This is a genomic window from Helicobacter enhydrae (genome assembly GCF_001693335.1).
Taxonomy (GTDB): Bacteria; Campylobacterota; Campylobacteria; order Campylobacterales; family Helicobacteraceae; genus Helicobacter_G; species Helicobacter_G enhydrae.
The window spans coordinates 1,040,076-1,057,658 of sequence record NZ_CP016503.1; the positions used below are offsets into that span (position 1 = coordinate 1,040,076).

15 protein-coding genes, 4 tRNA genes and 1 riboswitch are annotated in these 17,583 nt (G+C 43.0%); of the genes, 7 read left to right on the forward strand and 12 right to left on the reverse strand.

Annotation, left to right across the window (positions count from 1 at the left end; all coding sequences use genetic code 11):
- Complete coding sequence (gene polA / locus BBW65_RS04915) at positions 1-2,691, forward strand: DNA polymerase I (protein WP_066340531.1); 2,691 nt, start codon at positions 1-3, stop codon at positions 2,689-2,691.
- Between the two features lie 11 nt (positions 2,692-2,702).
- Here polA and nusA read toward each other — a convergent pair whose 3' ends face one another.
- Positions 2,703-3,824 carry a transcription termination factor NusA gene (nusA, locus tag BBW65_RS04920; RefSeq protein WP_066340533.1) on the reverse strand — a complete coding sequence of 374 codons (1,122 nt, stop codon included), beginning with the start codon at positions 3,822-3,824 and terminating at the stop codon, positions 2,703-2,705.
- A 1,131-nt stretch (positions 3,825-4,955) separates the two neighbouring features.
- On the opposite strand from nusA, the gene BBW65_RS04925 reads away from it, so the two are divergent.
- The 4 genes from BBW65_RS04925 (at position 4,956) to BBW65_RS04940 (ending at position 5,303) form a co-directional block, all read left to right on the forward strand.
- Positions 4,956-5,033 (forward strand) — tRNA-Pro (locus tag BBW65_RS04925).
- 21 nt (positions 5,034-5,054) lie between these two features.
- A tRNA-His gene (locus tag BBW65_RS04930) sits at positions 5,055-5,131 on the forward strand.
- Between the two features lie 11 nt (positions 5,132-5,142).
- A tRNA-Arg gene (locus BBW65_RS04935) sits at positions 5,143-5,219 on the forward strand.
- A gap of 7 nt (positions 5,220-5,226) precedes the next feature.
- Positions 5,227-5,303 (forward strand) — tRNA-Arg (locus tag BBW65_RS04940).
- 50 nt (positions 5,304-5,353) lie between these two features.
- On the opposite strand, the gene BBW65_RS04945 is transcribed toward BBW65_RS04940, so the two are convergent.
- Entirely contained in the window at positions 5,354-6,169 is an 816-nt protein-coding gene (locus BBW65_RS04945; protein WP_066340540.1) for a WCX domain-containing protein, read from the reverse strand.
- Between the two features lie 54 nt (positions 6,170-6,223).
- Between BBW65_RS04945 and BBW65_RS04950 the strand changes: the two genes are divergently transcribed.
- Positions 6,224-7,156, forward strand: a complete 933-nt coding sequence (locus tag BBW65_RS04950; protein ID WP_066340542.1) for a D-2-hydroxyacid dehydrogenase — start codon at positions 6,224-6,226, stop codon at positions 7,154-7,156.
- On the opposite strand, the gene BBW65_RS04955 is transcribed toward BBW65_RS04950, so the two are convergent.
- On the reverse strand, positions 7,150-9,267 hold the full coding sequence (locus BBW65_RS04955) for a TonB-dependent receptor (protein ID WP_066340546.1): 2,118 nt from the start codon (positions 9,265-9,267) through the stop codon (positions 7,150-7,152). The two genes, BBW65_RS04950 and BBW65_RS04955, sit on opposite strands and share 7 nt — an antisense overlap.
- A 54-nt stretch (positions 9,268-9,321) precedes the next feature.
- Positions 9,322-9,425: riboswitch (TPP riboswitch) on the reverse strand.
- 97 nt (positions 9,426-9,522) lie between these two features.
- Here BBW65_RS04955 and BBW65_RS04960 point away from each other — a divergent pair.
- On the forward strand, positions 9,523-10,017 hold the full coding sequence (locus BBW65_RS04960; RefSeq protein ID WP_066340549.1) for a ferritin: 495 nt from the start codon (positions 9,523-9,525) through the stop codon (positions 10,015-10,017).
- Here the strand turns inward: BBW65_RS04960 and BBW65_RS04965 are convergent, their stop codons facing one another.
- Genes BBW65_RS04965 through ilvC form a run of 9 tightly spaced genes read right to left on the reverse strand, consistent with a single transcriptional unit; the run spans position 10,018 to position 17,431 of the window.
- On the reverse strand, positions 10,018-11,112 hold the full coding sequence (locus tag BBW65_RS04965; RefSeq protein ID WP_066340553.1) for a DUF354 domain-containing protein: 1,095 nt from the start codon (positions 11,110-11,112) through the stop codon (positions 10,018-10,020).
- Positions 11,109-12,263: a glycosyltransferase family protein gene (locus BBW65_RS04970; protein WP_066340556.1), complete on the reverse strand. Its 1,155-nt coding sequence runs from the start codon at positions 12,261-12,263 to the stop codon at positions 11,109-11,111. Before BBW65_RS04970 ends, BBW65_RS04965 begins: the two co-directional genes overlap by 4 nt.
- Positions 12,263-12,997, reverse strand: a complete 735-nt coding sequence (locus BBW65_RS04975; protein ID WP_066340557.1) for a pilus assembly FimT family protein — start codon at positions 12,995-12,997, stop codon at positions 12,263-12,265. The genes BBW65_RS04970 and BBW65_RS04975 overlap by 1 nt, the downstream gene beginning before the upstream one ends.
- Positions 12,987-14,168, reverse strand: a complete 1,182-nt coding sequence (locus tag BBW65_RS04980) for a hypothetical protein (protein ID WP_066340560.1) — start codon at positions 14,166-14,168, stop codon at positions 12,987-12,989. Before BBW65_RS04980 ends, BBW65_RS04975 begins: the two co-directional genes overlap by 11 nt.
- A complete protein-coding gene (locus tag BBW65_RS04985) occupies positions 14,161-15,081 on the reverse strand; it encodes a DMT family transporter (protein WP_066340562.1) in 921 nt (306 codons plus the stop codon). Before BBW65_RS04985 ends, BBW65_RS04980 begins: the two co-directional genes overlap by 8 nt.
- Complete coding sequence (gene ruvX / locus BBW65_RS04990) at positions 15,078-15,491, reverse strand: Holliday junction resolvase RuvX (protein ID WP_083986186.1); 414 nt, start codon at positions 15,489-15,491, stop codon at positions 15,078-15,080. The genes BBW65_RS04985 and ruvX overlap by 4 nt, the downstream gene beginning before the upstream one ends.
- Position 15,492: 1 nt before the next feature.
- Positions 15,493-16,266, reverse strand: coding sequence for a DNA-processing protein DprA (gene dprA / locus BBW65_RS04995; RefSeq protein WP_066340569.1), 774 nt, complete (start codon positions 16,264-16,266; stop codon positions 15,493-15,495).
- A complete protein-coding gene (locus tag BBW65_RS05000; protein WP_066340572.1) occupies positions 16,266-16,445 on the reverse strand; it encodes a hypothetical protein in 180 nt (59 codons plus the stop codon). The genes dprA and BBW65_RS05000 overlap by 1 nt, the downstream gene beginning before the upstream one ends.
- Entirely contained in the window at positions 16,445-17,431 is a 987-nt protein-coding gene (gene ilvC, locus BBW65_RS05005) for a ketol-acid reductoisomerase (RefSeq protein ID WP_066340574.1), read from the reverse strand. Before ilvC ends, BBW65_RS05000 begins: the two co-directional genes overlap by 1 nt.
- Between the last annotated feature and the right edge of the window lie 152 nt (positions 17,432-17,583).

A 17,583-nucleotide genomic window follows, 5' to 3' on the forward strand; every position in this document is an offset into this window, starting at 1 on the left:
ATGAGAACATTAAGCATTATTGATACTTTTGGATTCTTTTTTAGAAGTTATTACGCTTTGCCTCCATTGAAAAACTCAGAGGGTTTTCCTACAGGGCTTTTGCTTGGCTTTGCAAAATTGATCCAACGAATCCACAAAGAGGGAAGCACAGATTATTTGGTGTTTGCCCTTGAGGGTGGTGGCACGAATTATCGGAAATTGATAGATCCCAACTACAAAGCCAATCGCCCACCTGCTCCACAAGAGTTATTGATGCAACTTCCTATCGCGATTGAGTGGATTGAAAAAATGGGTTTTCAAACTATCGCATTTGAGGGATATGAAGCTGATGATGCTATTGCTTCTTTTGCAAATTGGGGAGCGAAAAACGCTCATAATGTCAAAATCATCAGCAATGACAAAGACCTCTATCAACTCATCAATGAGAGGGTTTTCCTCTATGATCCCATCAAAAAGCAAGAGATTAGAGAAATAGAATGTTTGCAAAAATGGGGAGTCAATCCTCAAGATTTCGTTGATTTCCAAAGTCTCATTGGTGATCAAAGTGATAATGTCCCAGGAGTGAAAGGAATTGGTTCAAAAACAGCACAGAAATTGATCAACGCATTCCACAATCTTGATACGATTTTTGAAAATCTTGCAGAAGTTGAAAAACTCACTTCCAAACGCATTGTCAATCTTTTGGAAGTAGGGCAAGAAAACGCCTACCACAGCAAAAAACTTGTCACTCTGACAACAGATTTGATTGATGATTTTCATCTGGTGCCTTTTCCTAGCCACAATCCTTTGGAGTGTATCGCTGATGAATTGGATAAATATGATTTTGAGCGTTTGAGTCTCAGTGTCAAGAAACAAAATCCATTTGGGGCAAAGAAAAAGCTTTCTCGCCTTATTAAACAAGAAAACATTCCACAACAATTCAGCTTCCAGTCCCATCTATTGACCAAACTCGATGCAATCTTAGAACTCTTAGAGAATCACCCTATAGATTCTGTGATCGCTTATGATTGCGAGACAGATAGTCTGAACACCCAAGAAGCCAAAATGGTGGGTTTTAGTTTTTCGCTTGATGGAAAAAATGGCTATTATGTCCCAATCGCTCATAATTATTTGGGAGTAGGGGAGCAATTGAGCCACGAAGACGCCTATATGGCAATCCAAAAAATTTTCCAATACCCACTCATCGGGCATAATCTAAAATTTGACATACTCATCACACAGCACAATTTCAATCTCATCCCTCAAAACCATATTTCTGATTCTATGATTTTGGCTTGGCTCTATGATAGTAGTAGCCATATTGGTTTGGACAAACAAATGTTTAAATGGTTTCATCACAAAATGATTAGTTTTGAGAGCATTGTGCAAAAAAATGAAAATTTTGCTTGTGTGGATATTGCTCAAGCATCAAAATACGCTTCAGAAGACGCCGTAGCCACCTATCGCCTTTTTTTCCGTTTGCAAGAGGAGATCAAAAATCAAGGATCGGAGCATTTGCTCAAACTTGCTCAAGAATTGGAGTTCCCTCTTATTTTTGTTTTGGCAGGAATGGAGAGCAATGGCATTAAGATTGATATTCCATTTTTTCAAGAACTCCAAGATGAGATTGGTGGATCTATCGCAAAATATTCTGCACAAGTCTATGAATATGCCAAAGAAGACTTCAATCTCAATTCACCCCAGCAGTTAGCACACATTTTGTTTGAAAAACTAAATTTGCAAGGAGGCAAACGCGTCAAGGGTGGATTTAGCACAGAAGAAAAAGTGTTGGAAAAGCTGATTGATGCACACCCAATCATTGCCCCGATTCTAAAATATCGAGAAGCCAACAAACTCAAAAATACCTATATCGATCCATTGTTGAAACTTGCCAACCCCAAGCACAAAGTTTTCACTTCCTTTTTGCAAACAGGAACGGCTACAGGCAGATTGAGTTCCAAATCCCCAAATCTCCAAAACATTCCCGTTCGCACAGAGTTTGGACGCCAAATCCGTCAGGGCTTCATCGCTCAAGAGGGCAACACGCTCTTAAGCGTAGATTATTCACAAATTGAGCTTAGACTTTTGGCACATTTCAGTGAAGATCCAAAACTCATACAAGCCTTCCACGACAAACAAGATATTCACACACAAACCGCACTAAAAATCTTTGGAGAGTGCGATGTGCAGAAGCGTTCTATCGCCAAAACAATCAATTTTGGGTTGCTCTATGGAATGGGTGCCAAAAAACTTGCAGAAAGTCTCAAAATCACCCAAAAAGAAGCCAAAGAATATATCCAGAATTATTTTTCAGCTTTTCCAACTATCAAAAGTTTCCTAAAAATCCAAGAAGACAATATCGCCTCTTTGGGCTATGCACAGACTTTGCTAGGACATCGACGCTATTTTGATTTTGCCAATGCCACAGAATTTGAAAAAGCCAACTTTTTACGCGAGGGTATCAATACTATTTTCCAAGGGAGTGCCGCAGACCTCATCAAACTTGCAATGCTCAAAATCAAAACATATATCGCAAATACCCCTGTGAAGATGTTGATCCAAGTCCATGATGAGCTGATTTTCGAACTGCCCGAGCAAGGGGCAATGCAATATGCTCAAGAGATTGCATCGATAATGAATGGGATTTATGTGTTAAAAGTGCCTTTGGAATGTGGGGTGAATCTAGGACAAAATTGGGCACAACTCAAATAGCCCAATTTGCATTAATTTTTGAAAAGCGATTCCAAAGCGTCAAGACCGACTTTGCGTTGCTCTGCTTGTGGTTGATTTTGTGCTTCCAAAAGATCCTGCATACCGACTTCATTGATTTGCAAATCATAGCCTGTGAGCATTGAGGCTAAGCGGATATTGACACCATTTTTGCCAATCGCTTTTGATTTTTGATCATTGGTGAGCGTAATGATAGCTTGAGGTTTTTCTGTGTCTTTGAGGATTTTAACATTTGAAATCATCGCAGGGGAGAGGGCTTTGGCGATAAAGATTTCAGGATTTTCATTGAACTCTACGCAATCGATATTTTCTCCATTGAGCTCACGACTGATCGCATTGATCCGCACGCCTTTTGTGCCAACCGTGGAGCCGATAGGATCAATTCTTGGATTGAGAGAGGAGAGGGCGATTTTGGCTCTATCTCCCGGGATCCTCGCACATTTGTGAATCGTGATTTCGCCATCTTTGATTTCTGGCACTTCAAGGTGCAATAATTGGACGACAAATTGTGGAGATGTGCGTGAAAGCTCAATCAACATTCCATTTTTTGAGAAACGGATGTTTTTCAAAAGGCTCAAAATCGTATCCCCTATCTTAAACTTCTCCCCTTTGATACGATTACGCATAGACAAAATCCCTCTCACTTCCCCAATTTCTACATAAGTATTTTCTTCATCATCGATTCGGACAACTTGCCCACTCACGATTTTGCCCACTTTGCTTTTGAGGCGTTCAAATAACTGATCTTCAATCATTTTTTGCAGTTTGAATTCTAGATTTTTAAACAAGATATTGATCGTATTGCGACTCATATCTTCCAAACTGATTTCATAATTGAGCTCATCGCCAACATTCAAATCAGGATTGATTTCTTTGGCTTTGGATAGGGGGATATGATTGCAAGATTCTTCTTCATCCTCTTTGCAAACGATGATTTTTTGAAACAACTTGAGATTACGCTCTTTCTCATCAATTTGAACGCAAAAATTTGCATTTTCACTCAAAGTTTCTTGAGCAACATTGATCATACATTCTTTGATGAGTTCTATGACAACCGAAGATTCCAAACCTTTTTCATAGGCAATAAGCTCAACAATGTCCAAAATTTTTTCCACTTGATCCGCTCCTTGATAAAATTATTTTGATTGATTTTTTGAGAGGTTTGAGATTATAGCAAATCTTATAAAATTTCATAAGGCACTCGATTTTGGCATTTTCATTGCATCATCAAATCTTGCAAATCTATTTTTGGGTTTGATTTGGGCAAAGCACAAAAGAAACCCCAAACCAAGCTTGAAAAATTAGAAAACACGCTTTTGCCCAAACCAACTTGAAAAAGAAAAACTAAGAGATTCTAGAATCACTAAAGCATATAGATTCCTCAAGTAGATTCGGCAGCTCGTTTCCAAAGCTCATTTTGCAAAATGCCATTTGCTAGTCATTTTTTGCGATTGGATTCTTTTGTTGAAATTGGCTTGAGAGGTTGTGCTATTTGGTGATTCTAGATTCTCTTAGGTTCTCTTTTTGGGGTTTGTTTTGCCAAAGCACACTTCTTGGTTTCCAAATCCCACTTTGCTTTTTTTCTATAAGGGGGACAAGGGGGTTTATTGCGAGGCACCCCCCTTATCCCCCTTAAAATCCCCCAAACCCCTGCCCGCTTTTTGTGTGTTACCCACATTAGTTTGACTTTGTTTTGATTCTTTGAGTTTTAAAGTTTGATTCTAGATTTATTGATTTGAATCTAGCTTGTGTTTTTGATTTGAATTTAAAAACCATAAAAACACAAAAATCCTCACTATTTCACACAATCACGGCAAACCGCTTCCCAAACCAACCTTGTAGAACCAAAAAAGATTCCAAGTCAATGTAATCTTGAACGAGCCTTGCTAATGCAATGCTGGGGTTATGGGGGTTGTTAAGGGGGATAAGGGGAACGCTTGCTTTAAGTTCCCCTTGTTCCCCTTAAGAGAGATCCTAGGGGATTCTAGAATTGTATAAAGGGTGCTTCGCTCAAGCCAAGATTAAAAAAGAAAGCTCCAAGCCGTGTTTGAAAAACTAGGAAATGTGCTTTTGCCAAAGCAACTCAAAGAAGGAGAATCCAAGAGATTCTAGAATTACCAAAAGGCGTAGTCCAATAAGCCAACTTCAAAAGAAAATTCAAGCCAAACCCAAACAAAGATTATGATTTTCACAAAACTTGACTTTTTTAACTTATTACTTTATAATTCCTGCTTTTATCTTTTCGTCGGGGCGTAGCGCAGTCTGGTTAGCGCACTTGGTTTGGGACCAAGGGGTCGAAGGTTCGAATCCTTTCGCCCCGACCATTTTCACTTGATTTCACTATGGTGGGTGTAGCTCAGTTGGTTAGAGCATCAGATTGTGGTCCTGAGGGTCGTGGGTTCGATCCCCATCACCCACCCCATAGATTTTTGTGCGTTCGTAGCTCAACTGGATAGAGCACCAGACTTCGGATCTGGGGGTTAGGGGTTCGACTCCCTTCGGGCGTACCAAACCCAAGCGCTCATAGCTCAGCTGGATAGAGCAACGGCCTTCTAAGCCGTAGGTCAGAGGTTCGAATCCTCTTGGGCGTACCATCTCCCCTTGAGCTTGTCATCTAGCACTCCACATCAACGATCAGTGCGTTTTATTGATTTCTCTCTGAATACAGCTTCAGAGCTTCCACGATTTGATCTTTTAGCCTTTGTGGCTCTAGCACCACGACATTTGGAATCCAATACATCACCTCTGCAACCCAATCATCAAGGTTCTCCACCTCCTTTTCTACCACCAAACTCCCATCTTTGTCCTCAAGCCATCGTGCTTCTTGTGCCAAAATGCTTTGCTTAAAAGCTTCTGAAGTTTGCGGATAAACAAACAAAGACAACAACTCTTTGGCACGACATTCTCCCAATGCCTCCCCACAGATTCTCTGACTGAGCTTGATTTTTGTGAGTTTGGCTATATCCAAATGACGCACTTGCTGATCCAAAACAGCCTCCAGCACCAATCTAGCATTGGCAATCACAATGTTTTGAACACGCACCCCGCGATATGCCTCTTGCTGATAATAGAAATCTAGTCCAACCCCTTTCTGCCTAGCTTTGAAACAAAGTACAAGATTTTCTGCCACCTCTTTTGTTAGACTCGATCCACCATCACACACGCCAATCAGCTCAAAAAAAGGCATCGCCTGTGCAGCGAAACTACCACCAATCTCACCAATCATCTCTTTGAGCATTCCCACGATGAAGTAGTCTTTGCCGTAGTTTTTCATCGTAGAGGCAAGATAAAAAGTATGCCCCTCTTTTGTCAGCTTGCAAAATCCAAGCCTCTCTTTCAAATCTCTTTGGATTGTTTTTGTGCTGACTTTGTATTCTTTGGCAAGCGCGCCGATCTTGAGCTTTTCTCCAGCACACAAACGCTCCAAAATCCTTCCCAATCGCTGATATTTCTCTTGCATTCAAGCATTCCTTGCTAAAATAATTGCTCAATTATATCGATTAAGGAGTAGACAATGAAACTTGTTATTTTGGATTCTTTGACTTTGGGAAATGTGGATTTGGAATGTTTCAAGGATTTTGGAGAACTGAGCGTTTATGCACACACGGCTCCCGATGAGGTGATTGAGCGTTGTTTGGACGCACAAATCATCATCACCTGCAAAGTAAGCTTTGATGCCCACACACTCTCATCGCTTCCCAACCTCAAACTCATCGCCCTCACATCCACCGGGACAAATATCATTGATTTGGTCAAAGCCCAAGAGCTAGGCATCGAGGTGAAAAATGTCGCAGGATACAGCACCAACGCCGTTGCCCAGCACACCCTAATGCTTGTTTTGGCATTACTTGGGAATCTCCCATTTTATGACTTTTATTGCAAAAGCTCCCAATGGTGCGAATCTTTGGTTTTCACACATATCACGGAGGGGTGTTGGGAGCTAGAAGGCAAAAAATGGGGGATTATCGGATTGGGCAATATCGGCAAACGCACCGCAACCATCGCTCAAGCATTGGGAGCAGAGGTGAGCTACCACTCCACAAGTGGCAACAATCTCTGCTCTGATTTTGTCCATCAAAGCCTAGAGGAGCTTTTGAGGAATAGCGATATTATCAGCATACACGCTCCCCTCAATCCGCAAACATACCACCTCATCGATTCTTCCAAACTCGCACTATGCAAAGACAACGCAATCATTGTCAATGTGGGGCGTGGCGGGATTATCGATGAGGAGGCATTGGCTGCCCGTATGCTCACAAGTCATATCAAATTTGGAGGCGATGTGCTAGAAAAAGAACCAATGCAAAACAACCACCCATTGCTACACCCAACCCTGACACACCGACTGATACTCACACCACACACTGCGTGGGCATATCAAGAAACACGCCAAAGACTGATGCAACGCGTCTATGAAAACATCAAGAACTTCCTCCAATCTCAATAATCATAAGTCAATCGAACGCCAAAGCTGATGGGATCTCCGCTTGTATAAGCGCGTCCCTTGCCATCCCACAAGACACTTGTGATGTAACGCGTATTTGTCAGATTCTCTGTGAAAAAATTAAGTTCATAATGTCTCAAAAAACGATAATTCAAACTTGCATTCATCAGCACAAAGGGCTTCTGTCTCAAATCCTCCTCGTGGTTAAAGTCATCAAGAAAATATCCACTTGAAAAGCGTATGAGCGAGGACAAAGTGATCTGATGATCTGCATGTGCAAAAAGCACCCAATCTGCACCCGCACTCAAGCTCAACAAAGGAGAAAAACGCGGAGTGAGCCCACGCACATCATAATGGCTTGGGGTATTGTTGATGATCAAAAACCCCTCATTTTTGCTATCTTTGCCAAATCTTGCATAGCTCACATTAGAACTCAAAAACCCTCCAAAAATCTCCCCACGATAAGAAAGCTCCACATCCATTCCCACCGCATAGACATCACCGATGTTTGCGATACTTTTGTTGTAACCCTCCCCCACATACGCCTGTGCGTGTGTCCTCAATAATCCATAAGCCGAACTATCCAAACGCAATGCAGTATCCAAAAATTTGCCACTATATCCAAACTCAAAAGTATAAATCTGCTCTTGCTGATAGGGCAGTGTGTCTGTATCGGCAAAAGGAAACTTGCTAAACCCTCCCGGTTTGGTCGTGTTGGATAACTGCGTAAAAACCTGATGATTTGAATCAATGCGATATATGAGATTGACTCTTGCATTCAAAGCATTAAACAACGCACTATCTGTATATGGTTGCATATTTGGACGCATGGGGGGCAATGGCGTATCAATCTTTGAATGGTAGATTTGATAACGCAAACCAAGATTGAACAACCAATCCCCATAGGGCAAAGACACATCACCATAGAGTGCTGCGGTGTTGATCGTTTCCATCGCCCTCCAAGTGCCATCATAATACAATGGCGGCTCACTTGGACTTCCTGTCGGGACATTGTCCATCCCATTGTCAAGAAAGAAAAACTTATAATACGCCCCAAAAATGCTTTCGATGCCATATTGATGATAATGATGGAGTTTAAGCTCCTCAATCATTTGGTAGGTATTGTAGTAATACCCGTCTTTTCCATTGTCTTGCACAAAAATCCCCGGATAAGTGTTGCCCAAAGTATCTACTTTTTGAAATGCCGTGATAGAGCTCAAAGTAGAATCTGCAAAATAATAATCAATCTTGACATTGGCATTGTGTGCATCAAAACGATTGAAAGGATTGAGATTGAAAATCTTATCTGTGACTCCCTGCTGATATTCCTCATACCCGCCTATCTGCTCACCACTGCCAAAGCTCAAATCCTTGATTTGTGATTTGGAGAGGAAAAAATCCTTATGAGTCAATGTGTAATGATAGTCATAATGAGCAGTGACTAGCATTTCTACAAAGGGTAGATAATAGAGCGTAAATCCCGTAGTCACGCTATCTCCAGTATTGAGCATTCGGTGCGTTTTGGGGTCTTTGAGATAGCCATTATCGTGCAAATAACGCACATTTGCCTTCAGCCACAATTGACTTGGCACAAGATTCCATCCTATTTCTCCAAGCACCTCCTCTTGCAGATTGGAGGCAGAAATGGAGGCTTTGGCATAGTTTTGTTGCAAAGGATTTTTGGTTTTGATCTCAATCAATCCCAAAGGGGCATTCTCCCCATAGAACAGCCCCTCTGCCCCATTGATCAAACGCACGGATTCGACATCGCCCAAAACTTGCAACATAAAATTTGGGCTTTGAGGCACCCCATCGACATAAAGCCCCAAAACATAAGAATAAAAATCAGGACCGCTCATTCCTCGAAGTGTAATCATCGGAAAAACATCGCTCCCTTGTGGATACATCTGCAAACTCGGAAACAACAGAGGCAGTTCAGTCGTTGTATTGATGAGATGATCCTCAAGCATTTGTGCGTTTTTGAGATTGGAGCTTTGGGAGGATTCGGCTTTGGTGGCGTATTGTTGCGTTTCCACATCCACAAGGGGCGTCTGCAAATCTTGTTGTGCCCACAGCAATCCGACCAAACCAAACATTCCTATATAGGTTTTCATAACTTGTCCTTCTATCGTAAAATGACAAGCAAAAGGAGGTGGCACAAGAATTGGCAAATATGATTCTAGCGTTCCCGACGCTGGCATTACCCAGATCCGGTTCGGTCTAAGCTCTTAGCTTACTCTCAGCCTATGTATAGACTCCCGTCACTTGAAACGCATATTCTAACAAAACGCTTCTGAAATTTTTACATCACTTATTATCATTTTGTAGTATATAATGATAATTGAAATTTATATAAAAAGGAGTTAATCATGTTGTCACAAGAAATCGTTCGCAAGCTCAATGAGCAAGTTGCCAAAGAAATGTATGCAGCAAACCTCTATCTCAGTATGAGTTCTTGGTGCTATGCAAACAGCTTGGATGGTGCTGGGAAGTTTTTGTTTGATCACGCTGCCGAAGAGAGCAATCACGCCAAAAAACTCATCGTCTATCTCAATGAAACAGATTCAAAAGTCGAGCTTTCTGAAATCAAAAAGCCTGAGTGTGACTTTGCATCACTGCTTGATGTGTTTGAAAAAACTTACAAGCACGAGCAAGAAATCACAAAATCTATCGTAGATCTTGTGGATTTCACTTTTGCAAGCAAAGACTACGCGACTTTCAACTTTTTGCAATGGTATGTCTCAGAGCAACACGAAGAAGAAGCACTTTTCCGTGGGATCGTAGATAAAATCAAACTTGCAGGAGAGGGTGGCAATGGATTGTATCTAGCCGATCAATACCTTGGAAGCCTTGCCAAAGCATAATTATCCTAGATATCCTCTTTGATAGAGGGTATCGACAATCCCATCAAACCCCGCACTCTCTTTCTCAAAAATCTGATTTTGAAAATCCAGTCTATTTTGATTTGGCGTCCAATGTTTGAGGCTGCTTTTGGCATATTCCAACACTTCATCGGCTGTTTTTGCGTGCCACATCAAACCATTTTGGATCAAATACATATCGTGGAACAAAAACAAAGATCTCGTAGAGATTGTCGGTATCCCCAAATAACAGCTCTCTAGATTCATCGTGCCTCCACCCCCAATCAACAAATCAATATAAGGATAAAAGCAATTTGGCTCCAATTTTTCCTCCAAAATATGGACATTGCTGATTCCGCAAAACTCTTTTTGTAGTTCTTGTGAGCCATATCTAGGCATTATCACGATTTGCACATCAAGACTGCGAGAGAGAAGCCTCACGCTCTCATAAATGATAGGAAGCTTTTGCTTGACATAGTGAGCCTGATATTCCTCCTCACGCACCAAAATTGTAGGCTTGTGTGGATTGAGATTCATTTTTGTCCTGAAATCCTCTCCTGCCTGCATCCCCTTGAGCCAAAGCACCACATCGATAAACGGATACGCCAACACCCTCTTAGCCTCAAGCCCCAAAGCACAATAGCACTCTTTTGGAACTACAAATGGGTGGAAAACTAGCTCTGATAGTGGGAGGGTGAGTCTTGAGAGTATGGTGATTTTTGATAGCTCAAAAGCACTTCCAGCAATCGGCGTATCGGCAAAATTAATCACAGGGATCCCAAGCCCATAGGCAGTTTGCACCCCCTCCACACTCGCCCCACACACAAACAAGCTAGGTCTGATTTGCAAACGCTCAAAGAGTTGCAAAAACCCATTCTGACGCTCAAGCCTTGCTTGAAGTTTGCCTAGTTTATCAGCACCTCCATACCCCCCCACTTGATAATAATGCAAACCAAACAGATCTAGCAATCTTTGGCACTCACTATACCCATCGCTTGCACGCGTCGTGATCAGCACCTCATCAAAGCCCTCAAGGTATGGAATCATCTCTTTGAAAAACAACACATACTTAGGGTCTGTAATATCAAGCCAAATCATTTTCCCTCCTCTAGCAAAGCCTTGATTCTTGACAAAATTTTCACTTGATTTGCCTTGAGAGACAATGTCGCACTCACTTGATGTGCCCGTCGTTTGTAGTCCAAAACCCTCTCACCACTCAAAGCATTCACCATTTTGGCAACACTCAAAGGAGCATAATCCTCGCTCACCACGCCGATCTGATACTCCTCAATCATCGCACGCACACAAGGCAATGGAGTGCTGATCACGCCCAATCGTGCTTGGATGTATTCAAAAAACTTATTGGGCAAAGCATTGGTATTGTTGAAGCCATTGTTTTGCAAGGTGATCAACCCCAAATCAAAAGCATTGGTTCTAGGGATGATCTCTTCTAGTTTCACAGGCTCCAAAATCCTTACATTGCTGCGTTTTTGTGCCTCTTTTTTGAACTCTTGCAAAAACCAATCTTGATTGCTAAGCACCATCAAATTGAGATAAATCCCCTTGTTGAGCAAAGATGCGATCTGCAATAGATTCTCACTTTCGCGATCGGGGCTGATCAATCCGTGATACACAAGCTCCAAATGTGAGTTGATTTGGGGGTGGAGATCATAGAGAGGGGGCAAAGACAAAAACAGCTCACATTCCAAACCAAATACTTCTTTGTATTTTGCAATCAACCCCTCACTCACGCTCAATGCCCAATCCACATAGGGCAAATAAGTCCCACACAGATACTCAAAAAAAAGTCCAAAACTCTCTTGCCACCCCCTATCATTCTCATATTCAAGAGGATAGAACTCTCGCAAATCAATCACAATCTTGCAAGATCCATAGCGTTCTTTGTATTCCACTGCAAAAGGTAGGAGCGTGATGTCTTCTACGATCAAGATTTCTAGCCCCTCTACTGCCATAAGCCTTGATTGCAACACAAGACGATTGGGAGTGAAAATCAATGGAGCAAACTCTCGTTGTCTGCACAGATTCCTTAGCTCCTCCTCCTCTTGGGCAGTGCGTTGTGCCGCACTTTTGCTATTTGGAAACGAAAAGATCCTAATCCCCTCTTTGCCTGTGGCAACACCCTTGCCAAACACATACAAATCATAATGCCCCTCAAGCATCTCGATCATACGCGAAGGGCGGGGCTTGGTAAAAGGGTCACTATCACACAAAATCGCTATCTTTGTCATCATTTTCCTTTGCAATCTAGGGAGTGGGAGATAAAAGCATAGCCACTTTTTGGCAGAATGCAAACCGCCACCTTGGCATTTTTCTTGCTCAAAACAATCTTAAACGCTTGATTCAGTCTTTGTGGTTTTCTGCCACAATAAGGCACCCCAAACGAATCAAAATAAACCCTCTCCCCCTCTTTGCCCAAACAAAAAGCATCCCCGCTCAATGCGATCGAGCTAACTCCATACTTCTCACCCAAACGCACTTCAGCACTGGTGTTGTTTTTGCAATAATCTGACACATTGGTATTGTTATACCCACTCAAGCATTGATTAGAAAACAACTCAACAGCTACAAAATCCCCGCTCATCGGACGCCCATCATAGTGTGTCGTCGCAGACACTCTTGGCGTGTCACTATAGATGCTGTAGCTACTTTGGGTGTATTTTCCTTTGGTGTGGAACTGGACTTGCCACATATTTTTTTGTGGCTCTTTCAAAAGCCCTGCAATGTCAATGCTTGGGAACTGCTCTTTGAGCTTGGAGGCAAAGACTGCTTGAGTGAAATTCCTATGATCATTGAGTGCGAGGTTTTGTGCCATTTTGATTTGAAGCACTAGGCTTTTGGCAGCCAACATCAACGAATGATCAAAGCCTCTAGGCACCATTCCCCAAATCACCCCAACAATCGCACACGCAACCACCAACTCTATGAGGCTAAACCCCTCCCTTTGGCTCCCCCTACAACACATTGTAACGCCTCACGCTTTGATTGAAATATTTCACCTTGATTGTCCCATTCTCACTTTCTACCAAAACAGGAGAGCTAGAAAAGCCGATACCATAAAACCTCAATTGCATTTGCAGACGCTTATTTGTCTTCAAATGTGTGAGGTTTTGGCTTTTGAGTGTCTCTGCCAATTCTTTGGCGTAATAAAAATTTTGCAAAAAATGATCTTTGGGATAATAGATAAACAAAAATTTATTGCCAAATAGCAAAGTCGCCTCTAGTATCAATGGCAACAAAATCACATAGAATCTACGCACATAAGACATTCTAAAAGGCTTGAGGCGGATTCTCACATCACGCAAAAAATCCTTGATCATCACAGGCAATGCCACAATGCTCAATGGCAAAAATGTCGGCAGATCCACATCTTGCCGCAACGAGAGAAGCAGACTAAAAACAATCGAACTTGCCCCCACATAAAGCATCAGATTGCTCTCTCCGCGACTGATACGATGATAAAGCGTATAAACATAATAAATAAACAAAAGAGGAGAATACAGCAACGCAAAACGCCCCAGAGTTTCCAAAAAATGCCCACTAGGAATGCCCCCAATCCCAAAATCAAAATAATAAGCATTGAGTGCAAAAAGGCACAGAGCCGATAGCATTGTTTTCTTTTGGGTATTTTTGAGTCCATAAACAAACAATGCCAACAGCACAAGACCAAAACTCACATCAAGCACACTCCCTAGCAAACACAACGCCCAAAAAGCAACGCGATAAGACCTAAGGTGCAAATAGCACACAAGCAAGGCAAAAAACACAATCACTACACTTTTGGAAATCAAAATAGAAGTGATATTCACGCCGGGGATTAGGGCATAAATCACAACACAAAGCAAAGAATCCTGCGGTTGCTTGAGATAGATTCTAGAGATTTGATACACCAAGCACAGATTTGCAATATGGATCCCCAAAAACGGCATCCTCAACGCAAAATCATTGTGCCCAAACCACGACACACTCAAGCGTGCAAGCTCAAACACAAAATCTGAAGAGTGATAAAATCCATCTGCCTCACGGAAACTGATACTGATTTGACTCATCGTGCCAACAAGCAGAGCCACATCCACTAGCACAATCGCTACAAATACCAAAAACACCCTATTGCGTTCAATCACTCTCTCAAACATCGCCCCTCCTCGCTCCAGCTCTTGCCATTTTGAAATCACGGATAAAAACCGGCAGAGCGATCAAAAGTCCTGACAAAACAACCAGCCCCATCCCAATCAACCCCCGCGTTTGAGGCACCAAATCCCCCAGCAAAATCCCAAACCACAGACTAAACACCACTTTGACATAATCGATAGGAGCCACGATACCCGCAGGTGCGAGGATGTAGGCTTTTGTCATAAAATACTGCCCCAATGCCCCAAAAAACCCCATCGCCAAAATCCACCAATAAACCTCTCCATCAATTTTGCGATAAACCAAAAACTCAATCTGTGTGTAGCTCCCCACCCACAACATCACAAGGCTTAGCACCAAAGTCGCCCCAGAAAAACTCAAAATGATCACCCTCTCATCAAAATACTCCTTGCACACCCTCACGCTCACCAAAGCCCCAGCGGCAGTGACACCGCTCAAAACTCCAATCACAGCATTCACCCAAGGAATGTCCCCTTGAGGATCACTGATGAGCAAAAGCCCTGAAAACCCTAGCAATGTGGCAAAAATCGCACCAAGTGAAATGCGTTCTTTCAAAAAGAAATACGCAAAAAACACAGCATAGATTGGCACACTCTGTGCAAAAGCAGAGGCAATCCCTAGAGGAATCGTCGCAATGTTATAAAAAAACAAAACCATCGAAATGCCCCCAGCCATCGAGCGTATCAGCAATGGCAAATAGCCCCCCTTTTGCTTTTTTTGCAATGGCTTGAAAGCAAAGAGTGGCAGGATGAAAACATACACAAGCACAGAGCGAAAAAACACAGATTGTGCCACAGAAATATCTGCACCTAGTTTCTTGACCAGTGCATTCATCAGTGCAAAAAACAAAGTCGCTAGCAACATCGCCAAAATCCCTAGTGTGTTTTGTTGCTTCATTTTCCCTCTTTTGTGGCTTGTTGCAAATATCTCTCCAAAATAATCACAGCCGCAAGGCTATCAAGCTCCCCATTTTTGCTTTTCCTCCCCCTCTCTTTTTTGCTCAACTCTCCTAGTGATTCAAACGCCATCTTTGAGCTTAGTCCCTCATCAACATACACAATCTCCCCGCCAAAAGACAGCAAAGACACAAAATGCTCGATACGCTTTTTCATCGCGTGCTCCCCATTTTCTCCATCAGGCATTCCCACCACCAAAACCGCGACCTCACGCTTACGCAAAAGGTTTGATAGCTCCTCTGAAGCCTGTTCTCGATTTTTTCTTAGAATCGGTGGCAAAGGCAGACAAAGCGAGTCGATACAAGTCGCAAGTCCTATGCGTTTCAGCCCTATATCACAAGCCAAAATGATTTTAGAGGACATAAAACGCTCCATTTTTGCGTCCTATCTTGCCCTCTAGCTCATACTCATACATTTTGGAGCCGAAGCGATCCAACGCCTCCTGAAAAGTCGGCATTTTGGAGCAAAACACCAGCACCTCATCCTCCTGCTCAGATGGCACACAAGGCAAAAACCCTGAAGCCCACACAGCAAAATCAAAAATCATTTGAGCCTTGCCCTCATAGACAAGCTGATCTGTGCCCTCACTCTCTTTGAGGCGATGAGGGAACACAAAAAGCGGTTTGTTGAGCTCTGTGGCGATCTCAGCACTCCGCATCGAGCCACTCCGCAAATCTGCCTGTGGGATCACCACCACATCGCTCAAAGCCACCACCAAACGATTGCGTTCCAAAAAATGATAAGCCTGTGGGCGTGGGTTTGCCTCATATTCACTGAGTGCCAAAGCATTCTCATATATTGAGGCGATCCAAGCTTTGTTGGTGGCAGGGTAGCAGTGATTCAAATCCGTCGGAGCCACCATAATCGTAGAGGGATAAGCCCCCTGATGTGCCAAAATATCTACCCCCAACGCCCCGCCACTGACGACAACCCCTCCAGATTGGGCGATGAGTTTGGCTAGGGCTTGGGTTTGCACCTGTGTGTAGGTGTTGGGTTTGCGTGTGCCAACAATCGCGACTTTGACTTTGTCTAGCAGTGTGAGATCCCCTCGATAGAACAATTGCTGTGGAGGGTTTTCCAAAGCCTCAAACTGCTTGATTTTCCCTTGAAAACTACAAACGCTCATCAATGGATCAGAATCACTTGTTCTTGCTGTGGCACATTGGGAATGTCCTCAAATTTTAGCTCCACTGCATTGCTGTCTTGTTGGGATGTTGGTGGCAGAGAAGTTGCGGTGGTTTTTTCTTGCACGCAACCACTCAGCCACAATGTTACCAAAATACACAAACAAAGGCTCTTTTTCATCATTTGCCCCCAAGCCAAGGCATCAACGCCCGTATCTTGCTCCCCACTTGCTCGATCTCTAGATCTTGCAACGCCTTGCGTTCAAGCTTGAGTTTGCCAAACCCATTATCCCGCTCTTGCAAGAAACGCTCCGCAAACGCTCCACTTCGGATATCAGACAAAATCGGCTTCATTGATTCTTTGAGCAACCCACGCAGTGCCTCCGTGCGACTCATCGCCCCATACTCCGCTGTGTTGCTGATGTGCTCCCTCATTTTTGACAACCCTTGAGCATAGATCAAATCTGCGACGATTTTTAGCTCGTGCAAACACTCAAAATAAGCGATCTCTGCTGGATACCCCGCTTCCACCAAAGTCTCAAACCCCGCACAAATCAACGCCTCAAGCCCGCCACAAATCACAGCTTGTTCTGAAAACAAATCACACTCATACTCATCTCCAAAACTGCTTGGCAACACCCCACTTTTGCCACTTCCCAAAGCACAAGCATACTCCAGTGCATAGTCATACGCCCTAGAGCTGACATCTTGAGCCACACCGATCAAAGACACCACGCCCCTCCCATTGACATACTCCCCTCTCACCGCACTTGCCGCAGCTTTGGGAGCGACCAAAATGACATCGACAAAACTAGGAGGCACCACCTCTTGCGTATAGACACTGAATCCGTGTGCGAAACACAGCACCTGCCCATCGCATAAATACGGCAACATCTCCTGATAGGCTTGTTGGTGGCACTCATCAGGTATCAGAAACACAAGCATTTGGCATTCTTGTGCCAAATGTGCCAAATCCAAAACTTCAAACCCCATCGCTTCTGCTGATGTCTTTGAGTTTGAGCCATTTCTTAGTCCGATTTTTACATTGAGCCCACTGTCTCTGAGGTTTTGAGCCTGTGCTATTGCTTGGGAGCCAAATCCCAAAATCCCAATCTGCATCAAGCTCAAATAATCTGTGTGGCAATCTTTCTGCGTCAATACCTGCATCCAAGCTCCTCCAATCTAACTGCGATTTGAGATTATAATACAAGCGATTTAATGAGCAACCCCCACGCAATCCCCCTTCCCAATGGTTTCGGTGCTTTCGTTTCAATGGTTTGTAGAATCTTGTTGCAATCTGAATCTTGATTCTGATATTG

What these genes read in the sequence shown, in the direction of transcription:
- polA (WP_066340531.1), top strand. Translation starts at nt 1, where the DNA reads ATGAGAACATTAAGCATTATTGATACTTTTGGATTCTTTTTTAGAAGT.
- BBW65_RS04945 (WP_066340540.1), bottom strand. Translation starts at nt 6,169, where the DNA reads ATGCAAGAGAAATATCAGCGATTGGGAAGGATTTTGGAGCGTTTGTGT.
- BBW65_RS04950 (WP_066340542.1), top strand. Translation starts at nt 6,224, where the DNA reads ATGAAACTTGTTATTTTGGATTCTTTGACTTTGGGAAATGTGGATTTG.
- BBW65_RS04955 (WP_066340546.1), bottom strand. Translation starts at nt 9,267, where the DNA reads ATGAAAACCTATATAGGAATGTTTGGTTTGGTCGGATTGCTGTGGGCA.
- BBW65_RS04960 (WP_066340549.1), top strand. Translation starts at nt 9,523, where the DNA reads ATGTTGTCACAAGAAATCGTTCGCAAGCTCAATGAGCAAGTTGCCAAA.
- BBW65_RS04965 (WP_066340553.1), bottom strand. Translation starts at nt 11,112, where the DNA reads ATGATTTGGCTTGATATTACAGACCCTAAGTATGTGTTGTTTTTCAAA.
- BBW65_RS04970 (WP_066340556.1), bottom strand. Translation starts at nt 12,263, where the DNA reads ATGACAAAGATAGCGATTTTGTGTGATAGTGACCCTTTTACCAAGCCC.
- BBW65_RS04975 (WP_066340557.1), bottom strand. Translation starts at nt 12,997, where the DNA reads ATGTGTTGTAGGGGGAGCCAAAGGGAGGGGTTTAGCCTCATAGAGTTG.
- BBW65_RS04980 (WP_066340560.1), bottom strand. Translation starts at nt 14,168, where the DNA reads ATGTTTGAGAGAGTGATTGAACGCAATAGGGTGTTTTTGGTATTTGTA.
- BBW65_RS04985 (WP_066340562.1), bottom strand. Translation starts at nt 15,081, where the DNA reads ATGAAGCAACAAAACACACTAGGGATTTTGGCGATGTTGCTAGCGACT.
- dprA (WP_066340569.1), bottom strand. Translation starts at nt 16,266, where the DNA reads ATGAGCGTTTGTAGTTTTCAAGGGAAAATCAAGCAGTTTGAGGCTTTG.
- BBW65_RS05000 (WP_066340572.1), bottom strand. Translation starts at nt 16,445, where the DNA reads ATGAAAAAGAGCCTTTGTTTGTGTATTTTGGTAACATTGTGGCTGAGT.
- ilvC (WP_066340574.1), bottom strand. Translation starts at nt 17,431, where the DNA reads ATGCAGGTATTGACGCAGAAAGATTGCCACACAGATTATTTGAGCTTG.